The organism is Photobacterium sanguinicancri (assembly GCF_002265265.1).
GTDB lineage: Bacteria > Pseudomonadota > Gammaproteobacteria > Enterobacterales > Vibrionaceae > Photobacterium > Photobacterium sanguinicancri.
This window is the reverse complement of the sequence record NZ_NOIF01000001.1, coordinates 15,903-39,909: the sequence shown is the minus strand read 5'-3', so window position 1 is coordinate 39,909 and position 24,007 is coordinate 15,903. Positions and strand designations below refer to the sequence as shown.

Sequence of the window (24,007 nt, the reverse complement as noted above, 5' to 3'; positions counted from 1 at the left end):
CTCTTTCGGGTAGCAGCAAATCCTCTCAATCAAGACAATTGCGCGAATGATTATCAATCACAACACAAATTGCTATTTCAAGGAGTAAGAGAGGTATGCAAGCCGCACTATCACGGAGTCAGGGTCTATCAGTCTTAAATAAGCCAACCCCCATACACAACATCAACAAACTCACGCTACTAGTGAAAACAGGGCTTCTCTGTACTGCTATCAGCACAACCCCTAATGTACTGGCCAATGACAACGCAAAGACGGAAAGTCAATCTACAGAGCTAGAGGTGATCACGGTAACTGCTGAAAAACGTAATGCTGACATCATGGATGTTAGCTCTAGTGTTTCCGCAATTACCGACTCGGATTTGAAAGATGCCGAGATCAGATCCATTACAGAACTCAGCCAGCACGTACCTAACCTTCATATTTTCACATGGGGCGGTTCACGAGAAAACAACATCTTTATTCGGGGTATCGGTCCAGGCTTATTCACCGAGCCTACAGTGGGCTTTTATGTCGATGGGGTCAACTATACCAACAACGGTATGTTCGACCTGGATCTGACTGACGTAGAGCGTATCGAAGTACTGCGTGGCCCTCAGGGAACCCTGTACGGCGGTAACTCCCTGGCAGGTATCATCAACATAATCACCCCAAAGCCAGACAATTTCACTGACGCCCGTCTGTCCGTCACCGCCGATACCCTCGAACGCCGTAAGATCAGCATCGGTGTAAATACCCCCCTGATCGAAGACGAGCTATACGGTGGACTGAGCCTTGCCTTTACCAACAACAATGGCGACCTGACCAACATCCATAACGGTAAAGACTACGGTGCCCGTGAAGACATTGTTGCACGCGCAAAACTCCATTGGGAACCGACTTATACCTTTGAGTCTGACCTCATCTTCGACTTCCAGCGATTGCGGGGCGATTCGTATGCCCTGGGGAGTGCAGCCTTTATCAAAAACAACCCCGACAAAGTCGACCACAACTATGACGGCGAAGATAATCGCGATGCCTACGGCATTACACTCGTTATGAAAAACGAATTCAGCCATTTTGATTTCACCTCCATCACCGGATGGCGCGATTGGGACAGCTACAACTCTGCCGACCAAGATGCCAGTAGCCGAACCGACTATATCTACCACAACATTGCCGAAGAGAAGCAGAAACAGATCTCACAAGAACTTCGCTGGGCTTCTAACACCGAGAGCGATCTACAGTGGCTGGCAGGCCTTTACGGCTACTATGCCGAGTACAAAACCAAGGGCACTAACATGCTCGATTACACGGCTATTGGCTGGGGAGGGCCATACACCGACTATACCAACGTGAAAAAGGAAAACTCAGGTTACGCAGCCTTCGGTCAGGTTGACTATAGTCTGACTGAGCGTTTGGCCTTAACGGCAGGTCTGCGGGTTGATATGGAACAACGCAAAGCCGATATCCAAGCAAACAACCAAAGTAGCCCGAATGTCAGCATCGAAGGTGACAAGAACTTTAACGAATGGCTGCCAAAAGTGGGCGTTTCTTACACTCCAGATAACAGTTCCTTGATTTACGGAACTATCAGCCAAGGCTATCGTGCTGGTGGTTTTGACCACCTGTATCCAAACCAGAACGATCCAACATACGATTCAGAAACCAGCACCAACTACGAGCTGGGCTACAAGGCATCATTCCTCGACAACTCGCTTGAACTCAGTACGGCTCTGTTCTACATAGACATCAAAAATCAGCAGGTTCAACAACTGGTTCAGAGCACCAATACAATCACGACAGATAACGCAGGCCGAGGCCTAAGTCAGGGTATTGAGTTTGAAACCCGCTACACTCCGGCTCCTGGCTGGTTGATGGAACTTGGCGGTAGCTATACCAATGCCGAGTACAAAGACTACGAGAACTGCGCTATGACCAACCAGCAAAGCTGCAGTGGCAACAAGATGGTAAATACCCCTGAGCTAACAGCCAACTTCGCCCTGCAGAACATACGTCCACTGACCGAACAACTATCATTGTTCAGCCGTTTGGATGTGATTCATATTGGCGAGTACTACTTCAACAGTCTAAACACCCTCAAACAAGACCCATACCAACTAGTCAACGTTAAGCTGGGAGTTGAAAGCCCGAACTGGGAGGTCTACCTCTGGGCGAAGAATGCGCTTGATGAATACTACTCCACCGTAGAGTTCGACTTTGGCTCCGGCCATACCGTCGAAGCTGGCGATCCACAAAGCTTTGGTCTGACGTTCAACGCTTACTACTAAGCAATCAAAATAAGAACCTGTCAGGTGCAGGTTCTTTTTATTGGTACTGAATAGGTTTGGACATTACCGGCTAATTTGTAAACCGATTTAAATGGACGACAATGAGCACAAACATACCTAATCCTAAAATTTTGATACTGGGCGGATTTGGCCGCGTTGGTATGGCAGCAGCACAATACCTGCTTTCACTTACCGACGTAACACTTACCCTCGCATCGCGCCATCCCAAACGATTACCTATCCCGTTAAGCACTTCGGAATCATCACAGATTACCGCCCTTAAGCTGGATATCAAGAATGTAGAAGCTTTACAAGAGGCGTGTCGACAGCATGATCTGGTCATTTCCTGTGTCGGTCCGTCAGGCCTTATTGGCAATACTGTTGCCCAAACCTGCAAGAAGGTCGAAACACCGCTAATTGATGCCGGTGGTTATGATCCTCTTTTAAGCAGTCTTGAAGCCGATGAGTTCACCCAACCAACCCACGTACCACTGATCATCAATGTCGGTTTATTGCCTGGCCTGTCAGGTCTCTACCCCCAGCACCTGATCAATACACTGCCCAGCGACCATACCATCACCGGGATCGATATTTATTATGTCGGCCGAGATAACTGGTCGTACAATTCAGCCTGGGACATCATCAGCAGCTTGGGTGATTTCGGTAAGGATCATGGCTTTTGCTACTTGGAAAATAATCAGCTCAAGCGCCAATCTTTTTTCAAAGCGAGCAAAAAAGTTCGTTTCCCAGCACCTATCGGCACCGCTTCAACGATGCTGATTTACTCAGAAGAAATCATACGCCTTGCCCGCCAGAACAATATCAGTAATGTCAACGTCTATGGCGCCAACATTGGTCCGCGCGCAGCACTGATCTGTGCCATTGCCAAGATATTTGGCCTATACAGAACCGAAAAAGGCATTGCCCGCGGCGCACGCTGGCTGGTCAAAGCCTCACAAAAAGATATGCAAAAACTCCAGCCTACCTACGGCATAAAGGTTGATGTGCATGACAAGAGCGGCGATACCACATCCAGCGAACTGCTGCTTTCTGATACTTACCAGGCAACAGGCACCATCATTGGTATCACAGCCAAAGCCGTCATCAACGGCCGTCACAATGGTCCGGGAGTATTTATGCTGCACGAAGCCATCAAGCATTCTGACTTTATGACCGAATTAGCACAGTCCGGCGTCATCACTTATCCAGCCACGACATTCCACCAACCAAGCCCACAGGAGGCTTCAGCATCATGACCGAACACACAAAGAAAGTTATCGTTCTGGGCGGGACTGGCGAAACCGGACGCCGAATTATTTTCCACCTCTGTACCACCTATCCTAAGCTGGAAATCGCCAGTGCCTCACGCACACTAAGCCAAGATACAGTGTATCCATCATTGCAAGTCACACCGATCCGACTTGATATCTATAATAGACAAGACACCATTGAAACACTTGTACACTTTGATCTAGCAATCATTGCCCTCGGCCCAATGGATAAAATTGGAGCACTCGCACACCAGTGCTGTCTAAAAGCTGGGATTGACTGCATCGATATTAATGACAGCCTGTCTGCGGCCGATGAAATCTACAAGCTTCACGACCTAGCACGTCAACAGCAGAACACGATTCTGACCGGCATGGGATTCACCCCAGGCCTGTCCGGCCTGATGCTGGCCAAACTTGCCGAACGAAATGCATCGTCCAGTGGACGCTATGCTATCCGAGCGTACATGGGAGCGACCTACGGTGGCGGTGAAACCAGTCCGTATGCCATGTTGTCAAATTTCAAAAACACCGTAACACAGATCCTCGATGGTCAGCGGGCCGAGATCCCGACCCCCTGGAAAGATGATAAATCCCATTTCCAATTTCCCGAACAACCCAAGCCTCAAGCACTACTCCCCTATTCAGCGGTCGAATGTGCAGGTTTATCGCAGCCTGACCACCCGCTCAAAGAGAATGTCCAATACTTAGATGCCCGGTACCATATACAATACTTGAACCAAGGATTGGCCCGTCTAATGACAGCCATGTCGCTGGGACAAAAGGGTCAACAGTTTATAGCCAGAAAGTTCTACCAAAGCGGCCAGAATATCAAGACCAAAGGCAAAGCCGACCCCGATACAATCCTATGCGTTTATCCTGACAACTCACCAGAGCAAGGTTTACTGATCCACGGGGTGATATCATCATACGATCTGACCGCCCTAATGGCCTGTTCCGCAACCGATGCCTGGCTTGCCGGACAATTTAATACCCATCATGGCGTCTTTGCCACTGACCAGCTTGATAGTAATGTACGAAAATACCTAGAAAATACCCTCGCCAGCCGGGGAATTACATGCCGCCCTGCCGATTTAGCCGCCCTCCATCAGGATGGGATTCATTTTGGTTGGGTAGAGCCTGTATGCGGGCAAGTTCATCGTCTGAGTAACTATGGTGCCAACTGGTACACCCGAGAAAAGCAGCACCCAAGAATGATCGCGCTACAGAAACAGTTCTTACTTGAATCAGGCATTTGGAAAGCATTGCGAACACAACAAAGCCCGCTGGCATTTTCCCGATTTGTCATTCGAACTCTGATGCGCTGGCGATGGCACAACAAACAGTTCAATGCCTACCAAAACCGGCATTCTGCATCGTTACGTCAGATCTGGAAACGGGTTACCCAAGATATCAGTATGTTTACATCCGGTTATTCCTGCGCAAGAGATGTGCTAGGCCAGGATGCTGCCACCCCTCTTTACCGACAAATGTTCCTGGCAACAGGAAAGATGGAAATGCGCAATCTATGGCCTGAACCACAGCTGTTTAGCGCGTTTGCCGATCCCAACCAAGCGGCATTGGACTACTGGCTGACATTTATGCGCCACTATGCTGCACTAGAAGTGATGCACTTTACTATAGACGATCAGAAACCTGACCAGCTAACCTGTCGGATCACTGATTGCGCATATGCCAAAATGTTTGCAGAACGCGGCTGTCCAGAACTAGCTAACCTTATCAGAGAAATAGAACATGAAGCATTAATGCATCTGTTCAGCCACACCCAGATCAACATTAACTGGCAGCAAGGCGACAATGGCGAGGCGACCATAATTGTAACATCTAAGACCCAAGCAAATGCCAAGGTAAAAAGAAACAGTGATGTTATAGACAATCAACCAGAACACGAAGTAACCTGCTAACAACACGCCCTAAGTTATTTCGCTTCTTCGCTCTCACTATGGACTGATTAAATTCAGTCCATTTGTTCCCCTATTCACTCATATTTTCGATTATCTCTACTTGCCTCACATCCCAACCACAAACGAGAATAAATATCATTTACATGATATTGTTGTTTTTGATAGTATCAGAATTGTCATATGTAACGCTCTTTTATAGATGGGAAAGTTATAAACTAAGGATAGCGTTTAGTTATGTGTTCTAATGATTTTACAGTATTACCTCTAGACCAAATGTCACAGCAATATCAAAGTGAGGAGAAGAACATTATTATCCAGCCAGGATTAGCTGTATCTATTTGTCATTCTAACTGCAATTGCCTTAATGCATCATTTCCAAGTGATGATAAATATATACACCTAAATTATTTGCTAAAAGGCTGCTTCAAAGCCAGAATACGAGATACATTGATAGAGTTAAATGAAGGTGATGCGATAATGGGCTTTTCTTGCGGAGAGCCATTTCATTTAATAAATTCACCTTCATTTTGTAACCTTGATATTATGATCACACCAGCGCTACTTGGAACTCTGGTTGAAAACCATTTTCTAAACATTGATTTAAACGATGTGAATTTTTTTATAAAACCCTCTTGTAACAGTATAAAGCTGAAATCCACAGCCAGCCATATTGCTTCACTAGTTGAAAGACCAACCTGTAAACTACTATTACACTCAGCAGTATTAGAGTTTATTCACTGGCAGCTTGACGCTTTCAAGGCAAAACAGAATAGCCAAGGTATTTCTACCCGAGAAAAATATCAGCTAGAGTCCGCTCGTAATTATCTACTTAAAGATCTCAGTATCGCCCCCACTATTGCTAATATTTCGAATGTCGTTGGCTTAAATCAATGTAAACTTAAAAAAGGTTTTAAGCACCTGTACGGCGATAGTATTTATGCCCACTTCCAAAAAGAGCGAATGAATAAAGCAATGCAATTGTTAAAAGATAATAACGTTACTGAAACAGCTATGATCTTAGGCTACAGTAATGTCAGTCACTTTAGCGCAGCATTTAGTAAAGAGTTTAATATCAAGCCCAAAGAGGCCAGAAAAGAAATTATTCCATCAAGCAAACAATACGCTTGATTAAAGAGGCATACCAACAGCGTTCACCCGGCAAGATGAGCCACCACTTCACAAGCGGCGATATTCGAGAAGTGGAACTACAAGAAGCCCCAAGACTGTATTTTGTTTTACAACATGTCATCTATTTCTTCCCAGCAAGAGTCTGAAATCCTCGCCGTGGCAACTCAGGTTGCGAAGAAACTCAATCTATAGCGAGCCAATATAACGTTTGTTCAGAGCAAGCTTTCCACCATGACCTGTGTAAACACGTTTTGGGGCAATACCACGTTAGATAAAATATCTCTAACGCAAGCTTTTGGATTAGGAAAAATATCGGAAAACTTCGTTAGCAAAATGCAAGAGCTACCCAGAAAATTCACTCCAATACGGTAGTGGGAGGGTATTATTCCCAGCTGCTCAGGTCCTTGAGCTAAAATAGAAAATAAGGCGCGATGTGCTCACGCCTGAATACACTATCAGCGACAAGATATGCCAATAGTAAGGAACAGACACAAGCGAATTATTTGAGCAGTTCCAAGTAAAACAGATTCACAAAGTATTTTTCAGGATCAATTTCTTTGTAAATAGACTTCTTCGATAACCGACTTTATTTCTGAGCTGGTAAATTGCTGCCTGTTCAATTGCTTCTCTATTGCTCTAAATGCCGACGGGCTTCTTTGCCTCGCAGTAGAAAATAGTTCGCCAACGAATGCTTTTGAGCTCGCGGGCTGTTGGGCACTCCATTGTATTAATGCGACTGCAGCTTCGTATTGCCCCATATTTGCAAGAGTATTCAAAGAGGCAATCGATAACTCACTTTCGGTAGCTCTGGTATTGATTAACTGTTGTAGCTGCGGTACCAATCGTTCATTAGTAATATTGGTCATACTCGCTATCGCTATCGGAGACTTCTCGTTAGCGGCATCAACTTGCGCGACTAAAAAGTCAAAATTTTGCTCTGCTGCATTTTTAGCGATTCCATTCGCTATATTCGGCAAGAATAGGTTGTCACTGGACATCGTCATAAAGCTCGCCTCTAACTGGTTAATATGTTTTGCTGATTGCGAAATTTTTTGTAGTGACTTCCTTGCTACGTAAATCGCATTGGAATCAGTGATCTTTGTGTTTTCAAGAGTAGTAAGAAGCAAACCAGCAGACTCTTCAGTGTTAATGACCGCAAGCAAGCTCAATAAATACTCTTGGTTTCTAGAATTAAGATTACTATCTGCTATTTGGAGTAACTGTTTGAACTCCTCATAAACCTGCTGATTAGGCTTTTTTCTTAAAGACTCAATTAATTGCTTTTCAAGCTCATTATTCACTTCACCTTTAGCAAGAAGCTCTTTCATTTCATTCCAGACCACATAACTTTTCACTGCCGATTGTTGCTCATCTTTGATATGTTTCTTAGGAGAGGGATTTATTGGATTTAACTCAATTTCCTCTGGGTCAGCTTGTATTAATGGCGCTGTTTTATCGTTGGCGACTTCAGTTATTAACGAATTATCTGGGTCAGCTTGAACGTTACTTTGTATTTGGCCACCAGTACTTGCTGCAAAATAAATTGCGACGAGTACTGCGCAGCCAGTCAAAGCAATGGCTAATTGCTTTTTCATCTTAATTACTCACTCCAGCCAATTGAGCTGCGAACCGACTCAAACATAGCATGCAGATCAGTAATTTGGCTTGTTTGCTCCGTATGGAGCACGTTATAGCTGTCTTTTGATAAAGACAAATCTATGTTACGCCCATGAGGTGCAAGTAAATTGCTTAGCTGTTGGCTGTATGATGGCACTATACCATCACCAATAAGGCTTTCTCGCGACGCACCATTCTCGATATAACGTAAGGTACTAGGGTGAGGGTGGTCGCCACCTAGAAATTGCTGATATTTGTAAAGATCATAGTCGCTACCGAGACCTATATTTTCAGCTAAAATGCCAAACTGAGTGCCGCGATAACTAAGTTGAGCGGTTATCACATTTTCAAGGGCTAAGATATTATTATTCAAGTCAGTAATTTCAGTCGATTCTGGTGACAAAAAATCAATACTGGGAGCTCTTAAGTCCATTAAGTTTTTACCAAAATACCATCTTTCTCCTGCCATCATTTTAATGACTTCCCAGTTATCTTCGCACATGCCACCATCGTTATCATAGCTGCGTTGAGGTAAGCAGTTAAGTTCCATAAAGCGATAGAAGCGCCCTAGCGGTGAGCCTTGATGTGGCGTGCCAGTGGTTACCAATGCCTTCACATAATCTTTGTGTTTTGAAGCTGCATTTTGTAAATAGGCTCTTGCGGCAAGTCCGCCACGACTATGCCCTAGCAGGATAATTTCGGTATCGCTCCCGAGTTTATCTACTATCTGTTCTATTGCAGTTTCAACTTCTTTGCCTAAGAGTTCGAAACGAGAAAAATCGCCGCTGCAACCCAATGCAGAAACACAGGTTTTACCATCAAGCCCTTTTGATCTTAAGTTTGTATCGCGATCGTAACCACCAAAGCTGAGCCTAAAACAAGACTCGCCGTTGCTGTTAACTTGAGGCTGGGGTTCTATCTCGTCATGGCTCTTGAGTATGTGGCATGAGCCTGAATAAAAACTATCATCATCGACTAACTTATCCCAAGTCTCGGTATTAGATGCGAGCCCGTGTAGCAACAGGCTTACTTTACTGACAACAATTTCATCTAACACTGCTTGTAAGCGGTAGTTAGAATCTTCTTGCGCGGCAACAGCAATATAATGGGTTTGACCTTGTTTAAGCCTTTGCAGACACTTTTCCGCACTTTGATAGCTTTTATTAGAGCGACAGTCGTAATCAAACTTGGTTGGAAGCGCATCTTGCTTAACGTATAGATCTAAGTCGCCAGTGAGTTGTGACAAGCTTACATTCAGCAAAATGTCGTCAGGTGTTTCCAACTTATAGTAATGCCATTGTTCGGCTAATAAAACTTCATCTATAGCTTGAGATAACAGCAGTTCGCCGGGACTCTTGGCCGTAAGACGATCAAATTCATAAGGGTAAGCATCCTTATCATTAGGAATTTCATCACCGTCGATATCGCTATCGTCACTATCAGCGACACCATCAATATCTGTATCTAACTCAAGTGTGCCATCAGAATTTCGCGCGACACCTTTAAAACTATTTATATCCTTTTGAATATCGACATATTTGGTTATGTCCTCATTCAATTTTGTTGGATCTAAAGCTACATTGCTCAGTTGTTGTGCAGAGGTAGGAAATACATCGAGGCGAACTAAATCAGCAGCAATTAATGTCATACGCTCATCTTTCGCTGCGATAAAATCAGTTAAGAGCCTACTGCCCGATACCTGTAACTGATTGGATACTTCGGCGATAGCTGCGTTTTGAGTTAGTCCTGATTTCATCTTAAGATAAACCAAAGTCGAAAAAGGGGTGGCGATTTGTTCCCCTGCAGGGGCCGCGAGGGTGAAGCTGTTAGTTATCAGCCTATCAAGACCTTTATCGAATGTGACCGATTGTTTTGCTTCAACAAAAACAGCGTAATCTCTAGCGACTATCGTATTAGAAATACTGAGTATCGCATTGCCTTTATCATCAGTTTTTGCTGTAGGATTTGATGAAACGAATTTTCCACTGTTTTGGGTATCTAACCAAACTGTTGCGTTCTGTAAATACCCATCGATTGCGGTAATCGTATAATTTGAATAAGTAATTACAGGGCGTGAATCTGAAGAACTATCTGAAGAATCACTTCCACCACCACAAGCGGTCAAAAGGAAAAATGAAAATAGCCCTATCAGTCTTAATGTTGTCATCCGTTAACTCCAAAATATAACAACTATTGCCACCTAGCCCTTAATGAGAATGATGACAGCTTTCATTTGAAAGTTTGCGCAAAGATTACCACACAGTAAGCGACTACTAAATGGTTGTTTTACAAAATAACCACTTCCATAATATCGCTGAGGTTCAAATCCCTTACATGTTGTTTTATTATCAAGATTCCAAAATCATCGCGGTCGTAACTCATTTAAAAGCAAAAGCAAGTTACGAAACACTATCTACCCACTTTAATGGGCTGGTAGTCAAGAAGCACACATATTCCACCGATATCGTCCATAGATCATGGTTTGATACTTACACCCAATAATTTTCGATGTTAAATATCCTTTAATTGTCTTATGGCTTAGCCGCACTTTGAACTTTCATATCACCATGAAATCACCACCCCATTGAGTCCGTTGTTTTATGGTTAACCGTACGTGCTTTCGCTTCGCTCTAGTAAAGCCTTACCTAGGCTTCACATCTATCTCTAATCACAAAATTTAGACGAAAAAAACGCTGTAGTTTCAGCGTTTTTGAATATAGCTGAACGCTTTAGGTATTGTGGACTTGGTGCAAATCACCTCTAAACCCAGCACATACGAAAAAGCCCAGCATTTTGAAATGACCCCCAATAGTTGGACAACCAATTATTGGGGGTCTTTTTTATGTCCAAATATAGTCGTGAATTAAAGCTATAGGCTAACGGTTCTCGCTCGACTGAGCCCGTAGAGGACTTTCACCTCCTAGATCAACACCATGCTCGGCGCACAATAAAAAGCGCGCAGAATAATTTCTGCGCGCTTTTCGTTTATTTGTTTATTTAAAGAAAGTCTCTATACATTATCGTCGACCAAACTATGGTCATCTTGCTGAGCCGAGTGGTCATCATTGTCATACGATGAACTATCATCCATCAGATCTATGCCGCCATCTCTGTTGTCACCCTGCGTCCAATCACCGCCTTGGCTATCCTCGTCCTGCATCCCTTGTGGGTTATCTTGTGCTCTCTGACCAGACTGCATGGCATGCGCATCATCAACATCGATAACTAGCTCGCCCGTCGCCCCATCAACAGGCTCGCCAATATCCGTCTGGCCTTCAAAGTTGATTGTCGTTGTCCCTTCATGCTCATCGGAAAGTGTCATGGTTACAGGACGCGATAAATCGCCGCTCACGGTATAAGAACCATCATCATTCATAATGCCGTTTGATATGGTGGCCCCTTCTGGCAAGTTGCTAATTTCAACCTGATCAACATCGGGATTATCAGCAACCTCATCAGGGATATCGACACGTACCGTACCACCTGGTGCAGCATTGAGATCGGCGTCTTCTGACTGGCTATCTTCTGCGCCCCCTTCAGCTTGGTCGCCCTCAGCGGTCCGCGTTTGCGTATCGACATCTTTTGCTTCGGGCTCGGTAGACAACGATACTTCAGGGGCAGCATCAGGATCGCGATACTCATCCACCGTCAGGGTTAAGTCGTGCTGCGTTTTGCTTTCGCCATCGGAGGTGGTGACATCAAGTTCAAGGTTCCCATCAAACTCTTCATCCGTCCAGAACATCCAGCCACCCTCACCGTCCTCGATTAAGGTGCCAGCTTCGCCATGGTAATCCACAGCTGCTACATCAAGGCTGTCATCAAGTCCCAGCGAGATCAAAATATCACTTGGTGTTAACTCAAGCGCTCCATGTTCATTGAGCATCAATGACGATTCAGGTTCAGCGACATTTACATTAAAGTGGCTGCGAATGCTTTCTTGTCCATCAGAGGCGATAAAGGCAATTTGCGCTTCACCGTTAAACCCCTCAGCTGGCGAGAAACGGTACTCTCCCTCACCCTTTGTTTCTAATATGCCTTGCCCTGAGATTAGCTGCACAGACTCTATGCTCAACGTATCGCCATCAGCATCAGACAGTTGCGCCAATAGATCTCGGTCATCAAAGGTTAAGGTATTGCCTACATCAAGCTCTGTTGTGGCGATACTATCTACCCGTGGTGATTCATTATCTTGCCCTTTTCCTCCCTCATCTTTGTTTGGTTCAGCCTCTTTTTGCTCCGCTACAGCGATAGTGCTTTGCACATCAATCGTATTGCCATCATTTATCACCTGATAGGCAAAATCGACATCCCCCGTAAAGCCTTCAGCAGGTGTAAATGACCAAGTACCATCATTGTTATCCACCAGCTCGCCCTGGCTGCGATCAATTAAATGAACGCCCTCAACCTCATCTCCTTTACCCGCTTCTATACCCTCAGCCATAGCCAGTAAATCAGCCATGGATAGCACCAAGGTGTCACCTGCTGTGGCATCAAAATCAGCATACGACTCGGTTGGTTGCGAGACCTGGCTGGAGGACTCTTCACCATAATCGGCCGTTGTCGCTGATACTGTGATAAAGAAGCTGCCTGTAAAGTCTTGAGGCGGAGTAAGTGATAAGTCGTCCATGCTCCATGTTGTGACATCAAGCACTTGGTTTTCTTCTGTAATCACTATGGTATTCACGCCATCAGACACTTCAAACCCGACAGGGAAGCCAGTTATGACTAAGTGGCTCAGTTGTTCCGACGCGTCGATCATCTCAACATTTAAGCCAAGTAAACCCGAGGAATCTTCGTCAAAAACAAGTGGGCCTTGATGATCCGTCGTGATCACCGCGCCGTCAGCGACAGGACGCACATAAACAGGCATCTCTAACATGGTGGTTAAACCATCAGGGTCTTTTACTTCAACTTGCAGCTCAGCTGTGCCTGAATAATCCTCTGCTGGGGTAAAGGTCCAACTGCCATCTTCATTTTCATCAACCTTCCCACCGTCTTCCCCTTCGGCTGTAATAATGCGCGAGATCACCAGATCATCGCCGTCAATATCACCAAACAGATCCAGCATATCGTTAGCATTAAAGGTAAAAGCACCATCTTCATGGGTCGTTAGGTGAGCGTTACCGCTGCTAAATGGCGCATCATTAACAGGCAGCACATCCACCTTCATTGCGCCTTCGGTTTTATCATCGCCATCAGAAACGGTGTAATTTAGCTCAATTAAACCATTAAAATCAGGCGGCGTAATAAGGTGGTACATCCCATCTTGCTGAAGCTGTAATTGACCATTAGGCGGCTGTTTTAATGACAGATCTTCTAACGTCAGTTTGTCACCGTCAGCATCGCTGGCTTGTTTGAGGATATAAGCAGGGTCTATCACTAGCACTTGATCTTCATCGACATTGAAGCTCAAGTTAGGTGCAACAGGTTCGTCTTCAACCGGAGTGACGTCAACAGACACTGTCGCTGTATCTGTCGAGCCATTACCATCAGAGACGGTATAGGTGAACGAGGCTGGACCGTTGTAATCAGGTTCTGGTGTAAAGACGACATTACCATCTTCATCAAGATGTACCTTACCGTGAGTATCATCTGTCGCTTCAACCCCTACGATTGTTAAGGTATCACCATCTACATCAGTATCATTCAGTAAGAGATCAGCGGGATCGATCACCAACTGGCCATCTTCTTCAACTTCAATGGCGCGTGAATGAATGCCTTCTTTGACTTCAACAAGCTGATCGGTCACATCCAGCGTTTGATCTGCGGTACTGTAATTCAGATCCAAATTCATGGCATGTGTCACTTCACTGCCATCGGGTTGGATCGTCGTCATCTGAATCTCTTCAGACATAGTACGAGACACCGTCATATTCTGCACCACATAGGTGCCATTACTGCCTGTTGTCCCTAGCGTAAAGTGATGCACTGGCACATCTGTGGTAAATACGTATTCATCTTGGTATTCACCCGACTCGCGATAGCCCCCTTGTGCATCTATGATATTGCCATCAGAATCATAGGCTTTAATCATCACTTCGGTTGCATGACGACTGGTTTCATCAAAATAGCCACCAAGACCATCTAATTGGAAAGTAATTTGGTTTACATCTTCCCCTTCGACCGTCACTGTCAGCAATTCATTAGTATCTAACCCTTGGCGGCTTTCATTACCGATTCCAGCACCCACATGGCTACCCGCACCATTCCATGCGGCTAATTCACCTGTATTCACTTGAGTGGTAACAGTCACACCATCTTCTTGATAAACAGCGGTATCACCATCGACAGTCCCCCAATCTTCTACTTTGGCTTTGCCATCAAAAACGTTGGTATCGGTATTGCTATCAAAGCTACCAATACGAATATCGCGGGTATCAGCTTGGATTTCTTCGGTATTGGGCGTGAACTGCACTTGGGTACCGGCTGGATATTCAATGCCAACAACCATATCAGCCCAATCACCCTCTTCAGTTTGATACTGTACCGAGCCATGCTCAGGGGCTGCATCTAGGCGGATCATAGGGTCTGAGCCATCTAGGCGATCATCATCTTTCGCCACCACAGGATCATTGACTGGGTTGACTGTTAGATCTAAGCCTGTCGAAACCGTGTATTCACCATCGGTTACGTCAAAGGTTAGATCTAAATCGCCATTAAAGTTCTCCGCTGGTACGATCGTAAATGATCCATCTTCGTTCGCAGTGACCTGACCAAAGGCCTCTAGCTGTAGGTTCTCTGCCACTAAGGTTTCGCTGCTATCAATATCTGTGGTATGCATTAAAAGCTGCGCTTGGCTTAAAGTGATAGAACCATCTTCATTCACACTATAAGCAACATTGCTGCTGACTACGGGGCTGTCGTTTATCGCCAGTACATCAACATTCGCCGTTGTTGTCGCCGTTGCCCCTTCTTCATCTTTGACGGTCACATCAATCGCAACGTCACCATCAAAATTGGCATTGGGTGCAAACGAATAACTGCCATCGCCATGATTTGTCAGGATGCCATCTTCGCCGCTATAACTCACGTCAGCGATACTGACCCCACCTTCGACATCACTGCTGTTGGCTAGTAGTTGTTTGTCATTGAAGGTTAAAATACCGTCTTCATCAACCGAATAAGTCGTCATCCCTGCCACAGGGATATCATTAACCGCATCGACGGTAATATCGATATTGGCAGGCGTAGAAATGGTGCCGTCATTCACAGCAAAGCTTAAATCCACCTCACCGTTAAAGTTCTCGTTAGGGGCAAAGGTATAGCTGCCGTTGCCATGATCAGTAAAGACACCATCAGCGCCGTTATAATTCACCGACTCAACCGTTAGATCATCACCATCAACGTCTGTCGCTCCTGCTAACAAATCCTTATCTGTAAAGGTTAACGAGCCATCTTCATTCATGGTGAAGGCTTGGTCATCTACCTTGGCAGCATCGTTCACCGCGGCAACGACCAAACTCGCATCCGATGACACCACGCTGCCGTTGTCATCACTGACATTAAAGCTGATCGACAAATCACCATTCACATCAGTATTTGGCGTAACAACGAAAGATTTATCACCTGTTTCGCTGTCTATCACCGTTTTGAAGCTGGCATTATCAACCTGAAGGTTAGTCACCATTAGGTTATCACCATCAGCATCACTCGCATTGGCCAGTAATGCTGCTTCAGTGATGATAATTTCACTGTCTTCGAGGGTATTGAATTGCAGTGGGCTATTTTCATCAATAACAACGGGATCGTTCACCGCTGTAACATGAAAATCAAGCGTCGTCGTGGTAGTTGCCGTTTCAGGCGAATCCGTTTGCAAGGTACTGCTTTCGACAGAGGTAGCAGAAATAGTTAATGCAACATCGCCATTAAAGTGTTCTGCACCTTGGAATATCAGTTGGCTTACATCCCACCCAGCCACATCGGTGCTATCACCATCTTCACTAGCCGTAAAGGTATTCACACCGTCAGTTAGCGTTGCGCCATCAGGCAAGCCGTCGATCACCAATGATTGTAAAGATTCAGAGCCGTCAGTATCGGTTAGTGAAGCATCGAGGTTAATCGGCACAGCTTGATCTTCGCTGATCACTTTTTCTATGCTGATCGCATCCAACAAGCCCCCCAAACTATTGTCGTCTGGCGAATCAAATTCTAATCGAGGGTTATCTTCTGTCGCGGTAAATTGATAACTATGGTGATGCCAACCCGCATCATCTTCAATCAAGGTATCAACAAGCTGCCCTTCAAAGTACACATCGACCTGAGAGTCTGTTCCTTCATAATGCAAGCGAGCAGACATATCGAACTCTAACGTGACAACGTCACCCGCTTTAACATCGAGTGTCGTATATAAATTCGATTCATCACCACGATTGGCTTCCAACTCAATCACGCCGCCACGGTTATCCCCCACACCGTAGACATAATCTTGGTGGATTTCGATCGCATTGTTGGCGTTGTCGGTATGCCAGCCTGTTAGTGCACTATCATGCCCTTGCCCATACTCCACTAACGTCATATCGGTTAACGACACCGTTAACGAAGGTTCATCGGCATCAGGGGTGATGGTCACTGGTGCCGTAAACTCAGCATCAACGGTGCCATCGTTAATCACTATGGTGAGGTTGGCATCACCGCTATAATCTGGGTTAGGCGTATAGATCCAATCACCGTCGACGTTTTGCTCTATGTGGCCGTTTTCATCTGTGGTGATCTTAACGACAGATAACGCATCGCCATCAACATCTGTGGCATTATCGATCAAAGAGGCTTCGGTAATTTTAATCGAGCCATCTTCATTCACTACATACGAAGTTTCAGCCAATACTGGTGCGTCATTAACCGCAGCAAGGTTAACGTTGCCCGTTGCCGAGGTAACAGCACCGTCGTTATCGTCAACATCAAAAGTGAAAGGTACATCACCGTTGTAATCTTCAGTTGGCGTAAAGGTAAAGGTGCCATCTTTATTATCAACTAAGCTACCGTATTGCTCATCAATCTGGAGATTTAGTGCAGTCAGATTTGTACTATCGACATCCGATGCATTTTGCAGCAGCATCGCTTGCGTGAAGTGAACCGTATTATCTTCTTCACCCTCAATCACAGTCTCTGACACTGTGGCGGCATCATTGACGGCGGCAAGATCGACCTTGCCAGCAGCTGGGGTCACTGCGCCATCGTTGTCATCCACATCGAGGGTAAATGGCACCTCACCGTTGTAATCATCGGCTGGTGTGAAAGTAAATGTGCCATCTTTATTATCAACGACGTCACCAAACGCGGGATCAATACTCAGATTCACCGCAGTCAGCTGATCACTATCAATGTCAGTGGCATTTTCAAGCAACATTTCTTGGGTGAAGGTAATGCTAGTGTCTTCTGTACCGTCAATGAGGGTATCAGTCACCACCGCCGCATCATTCACATTCTCAACTTGAATTTCGAAGGTTTGCGAGACGGTTTCAGTATCAAAATCGTCTTCAACGGCAAGCTCTTTGGTTTGTGCATTGGCAACATCAACTTGGAAGGTTTCACTGGTGGTTGCCGTATCAAAATCTTCGGCCTTCGATTCTGCAGCGGCAGGACTTACGCCACCTCCCGCCCCCGACTGTTGATCTGCACCTTGTTGCGAGGCTTGATTTTGTTCTGCTGATGATTCATCACTCTTCGCACGTTCACCACGTGAACTACCACCTCCAACAGCCTGCGCTCCCACTCCACCGCCACCACCAATCTCTTCACCATCTCGGCCATTATCTAACGCTGGCGTTTCACCTTGATTGTCACCACTGCGCGGCCCGCTTGGGTCTTCATCTTTTGACTGGCTCTCTTGTGCGCGACGCTGTCCACTTCGACCACTCTGTTTAGCGGCACCAGCTCCATCATCAGAAGCCATGTTTGCTTGGGTATTTTGATCGGCTGATTCCGCCCCCGTTGCCGTTGTAGACGCCATGGTACTTTGCTGATTTTGCCTGTCCTGAGCACGGTGTTCATCGCTGCTTTCATCTGGCGTCGCATTGTGTTCAACCGCATCATTGAGTGTGTTGTCTTTCGCGTCATGCTTGTCTTGATGCTTGTTCTTTGCCATCACTGGCCTCCGTGCTCATGTCAGTGTTCGCATACAAAGTAAGTTTCTCTTTATAAAATTAAGAACACCCTTATTGCTTTAGCAAATATCTAAACACCAAAAGCCAAATAAATAACAAAAGCTAGAAGTTACGCACACTTACTGTCAAAAAAACAACACTCACAGAGATGAGATATTGATCAATAAATGATAATGCAACCACAGAACTTGCCTTGAAATATAGCCAAAGCTAGACCATACATTATGAGTAGAGGAAACCCTGTTATCTCTCAATAGCTTGAGTAAAAGAAAAGGAAAGGAACAACGCAATGATTAATTTTGAAGCTTTTAGCGACGCAATGGATGGCGATGACGACATGATGTCGATGATCATTGAGCTGTACAACGAAGAACACGGTAATGACATTCAAGTGATTAAGGATAAATACGCCAGCAGCGATATTGACGGTCTGTTTCATACCGTGCACTCACTAAAAGGTGTGTTACTGACATTATGTGAAGAAAGCGCCAGTGAACAATTTGAAACCATTGAACGCCTGTGCAAGCGCGGAGAAAAACCCAGTGCAGAGCTAATCAATGCTGTCCTAAATGAAATGGTCAAAGTAAACCAGCAAATAGCCACCCACGCCCTGACGAATTAACGATATTGGCTCTTAACTGCCCCAATACCACTCAGCGTAATTAAGGAGCTATTGCGATGGGCATCGAGAACCACATAAAGAAAGCATTGATTGAATCGAAGCAAAACGACGGTGTTGAAACTGATCATTCAATTTATATTCAAAGCGCAATGACAACAGTGCATAAATCATTGCTCTTCTTGTTCATTGCTCTGTTATTGCTGATTGCCTTAGCTTCACGTGCACAAATTGACATTGTGGTTTCATCGCGTGGTGAGATGCTACTCGATTCTGATATCGAACGTGTTCAACATTTAGAAGGCGGTATTTTAGATACCCTACTCGTCCAAGCAGGTGATTATGTGTATGCAGGGCAGCCTATTGCACGCTTAAAATCCGTTGATCGTGCAACACAATTTCAATCGGCAACCATTGATATCATCGGATTAGAAATGGAAATCGCCCGCTACCAAGGGCTGATCAATCAAACCAAACCGGATTATTCTCGCTTTTCCGTTTACCCACAACTCGTTACTCAACAAACAGAATCGTGGCAAAAAGAGTTCCAAAAAAACACCTCAAATCAAGAACTCATCGCGCTGGATATCAAGCACAAGCAACGCTTAATTGGCTCCATGAAAAAGCGTATTAACAGCTCACGTAAACAACTGGGTTTAATTCGCAAACAGCTATCCATCAAAGAAACGCTATATAAAGAAGAAATGGCCTCGTATGTCGATGTATTGAACATGCAAGTACAAGAAACCAACATGATCCGTGAGATAGAAAACCTCAGTGAAGCGGTAATGAGCGAGCAATTTCAGTCAACAAGATTAGAAAAACAACTGAACGATACTATCGCAAACCGTAATGCGGGCTACCAAACGCAAATTAATCAGCTTGAAAAAGATCGCTCACTCAAACAAGCGCAACTGCCTCAGCATGCCGATAAAGTGGATCGTCTAACGGTTTATTCGCCCGTCGATGGCGTAGTCGATAAAGTGCATTTCAACTTTAAATCCGCGGTGATCCCGCCTAACGAAAGTATTGCCGACATTGCCCCTATCCGAAACAGCTTACATGGTGAAGCCAAAATACCGAAAAAAGACATGGGTTTTGTCGAAATAGGTCAAGAGGTGAAGCTAAAGTTTGATACGTATAATTTTGCGAAGTATGGCTTTGTTACCGGCACAATCGACTCCATTAGCCGATCTTCGTACAAAGAAGAAGAAAACGAATTCTATATTGCCAAAATTTCGATTCAGCAAAACTTCCTTGAAAAATCAGGCGCTACATACACCTTGTCACCGTATATGGAATTTACAGCCGATATCAAAACAGGTTCACGCTACGTCATTGATTATGCGCTAAAACCTGTAATGAGCGCGATGGAAGACGCATTTGATGAGAGGTAATACCAAGTGAAAATAGCAAAAAAAAACATCACGCGTTTTTCTATCGCTTTATTGGTTGGCTTTGTCATATCGCAAGCCTTTATTGGCTGGCGCTGGATCAATAATAGTGACGCAAAACATAGCGCAATAACACAATCCCCACTACTGATTGAATCAGCAAGCTTAATCAACAAAACCGAGTTATTACTGCACGCATCTTTAGCATGTAAAGAACAAGCATGCTCTCCAACACAAGCACCAATGGCAGATTTAATCTCGGCATTACAGCAGCAGATTACAACCTTTACCCACTTAGCCGCTGCTGAAAAGTCAAAGATCAGCCTTGTCGGTGATGTTGTGTATCCGCAATTAGCGGTCACCCTAGATCGCTTTACAGCCGTTGGCGATACCACACAGTTACAACGATCGTTGCTAACAAGCTACACCACCCTACAACTGGCACACCAAAACTTAATCACTATTGTAGAATCTGGCTATCTATCCCAACAGCAGCAGTTATTTCATCAAGCACTGTTCATCTTTGCGCTATCCATTATCACGGCGCTAGGTTTACTCTTTCTTATACGCCAACAGCGTCCTCAATATTCAGGGCATCACACAACGCAATCTCAGTACGATATTAGCCAACTTGCGACTCAGCTGGAAAATATCGATGCCCAAGGCATTCAAGCAAAACTCAATAACCTGGATACCACACCGACAGAACGGCGTATTTTTGCCAACTTGGCCTCTATGTACCAAGACGTAGAATTTCAAAAGCGTAATGCCGATTTATACCGCCAACTTTATGCCTTAATCGGTTATGAAATTCGCGGTATGACCAATACCATTCAAGGTGGTGTGCGTTTAATCGCCCAAGATGCAGGTGAAAATGGCGCAGTAATGGCACGCGATATTACCCTCGCCACCAATACACTGTCGGATTTAGCCGATAACTATAACCGCCTTATTTCAGGTGGTAATCAAGCACAAACGGGCAACGTAAATTTCTTGCCATTTATGTCTGAATTAATTGTCCACCTCACGGCTAAAACGCAACACTCTCAACGTACCTTTGAGTGCCGTTTGCACGATAATTTACCCGAAGTCATCGAGGGCAATGCCACCAGCTTGTTCTGGGTACTTTTCCTTCAGCTTTCTAATGCTATTTCAGCGCAAAGCGATAAATACCTCCTATTGAACATTCGCACCGAGGCCGCAGAAGAAGTCGAACAAACGCGCTTGGTATTTGAAATTATCTTTTTGCCGACCAATGCTGTTGGTCTAACTGAAATTCAGGAAGCACAGTGGGAAGCCGTTGATGGAAAAAGTGGCATTAACGATGAGTGGTCAAAAGCTATTCTAACAAAGGTTAATCACTTTAAGTCCTCGTGGTTTCAAGCGCCATCGCCAGTACTATCATCAACCGCCGATAGCGATAGCTCTCCTTTGTCGCCTTTTCAAAAGCTGCATATCGGTATCGATATCACGCCAAAAAGTTTCTATCGTGTAGATCGCTTACTTGAAAATAAACGTGTCATGGTTTGTACCGACTCACCGCTACAAATCGATATTATGTCGCGTATGCTCGATCAATATGGGGCAAGCGTGACTGTCGTACGGGCCGCTAATGATATTTTTAAATCATTACCCACTATTGGTGAATACGATGCCATCATCATTACCGATACACTCAAGGGCATTCAACTTAAGTCTTTCTGTAAAACCCTGCATTCTCGCCTGAAAAAAGCCGCGAAAACCAAACTCTTCTTAGCGGCTTCCGAATCCAGTACGGTTCAAGACACCCACGAATATGTTGATCGCGTGTTCTACACACCACTGATCCCATACGAGCTTATCCCTAATTTAACCGAAGCCATGCAAGCCGCTGAAGAAGCGGATGTGCAAACTCGAAACGCCTTCCTGATTGTTGAAGATGACCGTGTTCAGCAGTTCTTATTGAAGAAACTATTAAGCAAGCAAGGGTATGACGCTCATACCGTCAGTGATGGAGCTCAAGCTGTTGAGTACATGAAAGAGCAAGGTGCAGACATTGTCTTTATGGATTGCATCATGCCTGGCATGGGCGGTATTGAAGCCACCAAATTGATACGCCAACGGGAAGATGAAATGGACATTCAGCAACCCGCCACCATCATTGGCGCAACAGCACTTACCAGTGCGAGTGAACACAAGTCATGTATTGAAGCAGGGATGGACTATGTCATCAGTAAGCCGTACAAAAATGATGAAATCATCAAAGTTATTAAAAAATACATGGCCATTAAGAAAATCTGTTAGCGTCTCAACAGCCGTTTCCTGCGCCATTGTTAGCCTCTCATTATTCGGAGGAGGACTATCTTCGTACGTACAAGCCGCCAATTTGCTTGAAGTCGTAGATACAGCATTAAAACAGAACCTGTCACTAAGCAGTGCTGAAACACGCCTTAAATCATCTGAATATAACCTCGACATTAACCGAGGGAAGTTTTTACCGTCGCTCGGCTTGTCTGCCAATACACGATGGAACGATAGTTCGACCCACCAAGAAACAGGCAGCGATGCCAATAACCGCTACAATAATCACGGCGTCAATGTGACGCTATCGCAAACCATTTTTGACCTTGGTGATCTTTATTCGCAAGCCAGTACTCAGGTGAGTGTGGATACCGAAACACTACGTACAGAACAAACCCGTCAATCCATTATTCGTGATGCCTCAACCACCTACTTTGAGTATCTGAAGAACAATGCGCAAATCCGTGCCACCCAAGCTGAATTTGATTCTTCAGCTGCTCGGCTCACGTTTATTACCCGTAATGTCGAGCTAGGCAATGTAGCAGGAACCGAAAAATATGAAGTCATGGCGCAAAAAGAAAAAAATGCAAATACCCTGCGCAGCTTAAAAAAAGAACAGCGTGTCATCTTAACTAAGCTTGAAAATATTGTTCAACAACCGCTAAACCCTGACCACGATTTACAGTCGACGATTCAATTCAATGAAATATCGCTCACTCGCCAACGTCAGCTTAACGAGATCATGTACACCTCGGGCTACAACTTACTGATTGCCCAACAAGAGGTAAAAAGAAATCGCCAGTCATTAAAGGAAACAGGGGCAACCTTTGCACCGTCATTAAAAGGCAGCGTGGGTTATACCTACGACAACACCAACGATGCGTCAGCCAATGTGTTTCCCAATAACGGCACCACTGAAGAAGCGGTTTACACCCTAACCTTGGACGTGCCCATTTTTAATGGTGGCAAAGACTATTACCGTTATGAACAAAATAAGGTCAATATCGAACGCGCTGAAATTGACCTACAAGACAGTAAGCAACAAAGCCAACAATCATTTGATACCTTTATTTACGACATTAATGATTACTCAGCTTCGCTACGCAGCCTCACAACCATCATTCAAGCCAATTACGCCTCATATAAAGGTATTCAGAAAGCACATAAACTCGGGACTCGCACCATAACTGACTTGCTATCCGCCGAGAGTAAGCTTTTCAGTAGCATTAGAGATTACGAAAACGCTCGTTACGATTACATCATCAGCTTAGTGCAACTTAACGAATTAATTGGCAATTTAAACATGAACACCATAGGCAAGATTGCAGCACAAATGTCTCCTGCGAGTGACAGCAAAACCGATTCGCCAATTCCTCTTCACCTCTTGGCTCAATAAAGGAATAACG

At 44.9% G+C, this 24,007-nt stretch carries 11 protein-coding genes; 8 read left to right on the top strand and 3 right to left on the bottom strand.

The window, feature by feature from the left end:
- Positions 1-95 precede the first annotated feature (95 nt).
- The 4 genes from ASV53_RS00120 (at position 96) to ASV53_RS00105 (ending at position 6,588) form a co-directional block, all read left to right on the top strand.
- Positions 96-2,267 (top strand): TonB-dependent receptor, encoded by a 2,172-nt coding sequence (locus ASV53_RS00120; RefSeq protein ID WP_094955650.1) that lies wholly within the window; start codon positions 96-98, stop codon positions 2,265-2,267.
- A 101-nt stretch (positions 2,268-2,368) separates the two neighbouring features.
- Complete coding sequence (locus ASV53_RS00115) at positions 2,369-3,523, top strand: saccharopine dehydrogenase NADP-binding domain-containing protein (protein ID WP_094955649.1); 1,155 nt, start codon at positions 2,369-2,371, stop codon at positions 3,521-3,523.
- Positions 3,520-5,460, top strand: a complete 1,941-nt coding sequence (locus tag ASV53_RS00110; protein ID WP_094955648.1) for a hypothetical protein — start codon at positions 3,520-3,522, stop codon at positions 5,458-5,460. The genes ASV53_RS00115 and ASV53_RS00110 overlap by 4 nt, the downstream gene beginning before the upstream one ends.
- Before the next feature lie 234 nt (positions 5,461-5,694).
- Positions 5,695-6,588, top strand: coding sequence for a helix-turn-helix domain-containing protein (locus ASV53_RS00105; RefSeq protein ID WP_094955647.1), 894 nt, complete (start codon positions 5,695-5,697; stop codon positions 6,586-6,588).
- Positions 6,589-7,136: 548 nt separating this feature from the next.
- Here the strand turns inward: ASV53_RS00105 and ASV53_RS00100 are convergent.
- The 3 genes from ASV53_RS00100 to ASV53_RS00085 form a co-directional block, all read right to left on the bottom strand.
- Positions 7,137-8,183 carry a hypothetical protein gene (locus tag ASV53_RS00100; protein WP_094955646.1) on the bottom strand — a complete coding sequence of 349 codons (1,047 nt, stop codon included), beginning with the start codon at positions 8,181-8,183 and terminating at the stop codon, positions 7,137-7,139.
- Positions 8,184-8,188: 5 nt separating this feature from the next.
- Positions 8,189-10,372, bottom strand: a complete 2,184-nt coding sequence (locus ASV53_RS00095; RefSeq protein WP_094955645.1) for an alpha/beta fold hydrolase — start codon at positions 10,370-10,372, stop codon at positions 8,189-8,191.
- Between the two features lie 843 nt (positions 10,373-11,215).
- Entirely contained in the window at positions 11,216-18,289 is a 7,074-nt protein-coding gene (locus ASV53_RS00085; RefSeq protein WP_094955643.1) for a tandem-95 repeat protein, read from the bottom strand.
- 308 nt (positions 18,290-18,597) lie between these two features.
- Between ASV53_RS00085 and ASV53_RS00080 the strand changes: the two genes are divergently transcribed.
- From ASV53_RS00080 to ASV53_RS00065, 4 genes are read left to right on the top strand one after another with little or no spacing between them, the layout of a single operon-like run.
- Positions 18,598-18,930, top strand: coding sequence for an Hpt domain-containing protein (locus tag ASV53_RS00080; RefSeq protein WP_062692329.1), 333 nt, complete (start codon positions 18,598-18,600; stop codon positions 18,928-18,930).
- A gap of 56 nt (positions 18,931-18,986) precedes the next feature.
- A complete protein-coding gene (locus tag ASV53_RS00075; protein WP_062692328.1) occupies positions 18,987-20,324 on the top strand; it encodes an HlyD family type I secretion periplasmic adaptor subunit in 1,338 nt (445 codons plus the stop codon).
- 6 nt (positions 20,325-20,330) lie between these two features.
- The gene (locus ASV53_RS00070) at positions 20,331-22,604 is read left to right on the top strand and encodes an ATP-binding response regulator (protein ID WP_094955642.1); all 2,274 of its coding nucleotides are present in this window, start codon (positions 20,331-20,333) and stop codon (positions 22,602-22,604) included.
- Positions 22,525-23,997 carry a TolC family protein gene (locus ASV53_RS00065; protein ID WP_094955641.1) on the top strand — a complete coding sequence of 491 codons (1,473 nt, stop codon included), beginning with the start codon at positions 22,525-22,527 and terminating at the stop codon, positions 23,995-23,997. The genes ASV53_RS00070 and ASV53_RS00065 overlap by 80 nt, the downstream gene beginning before the upstream one ends.
- Positions 23,998-24,007: the final 10 nt, after the last annotated feature.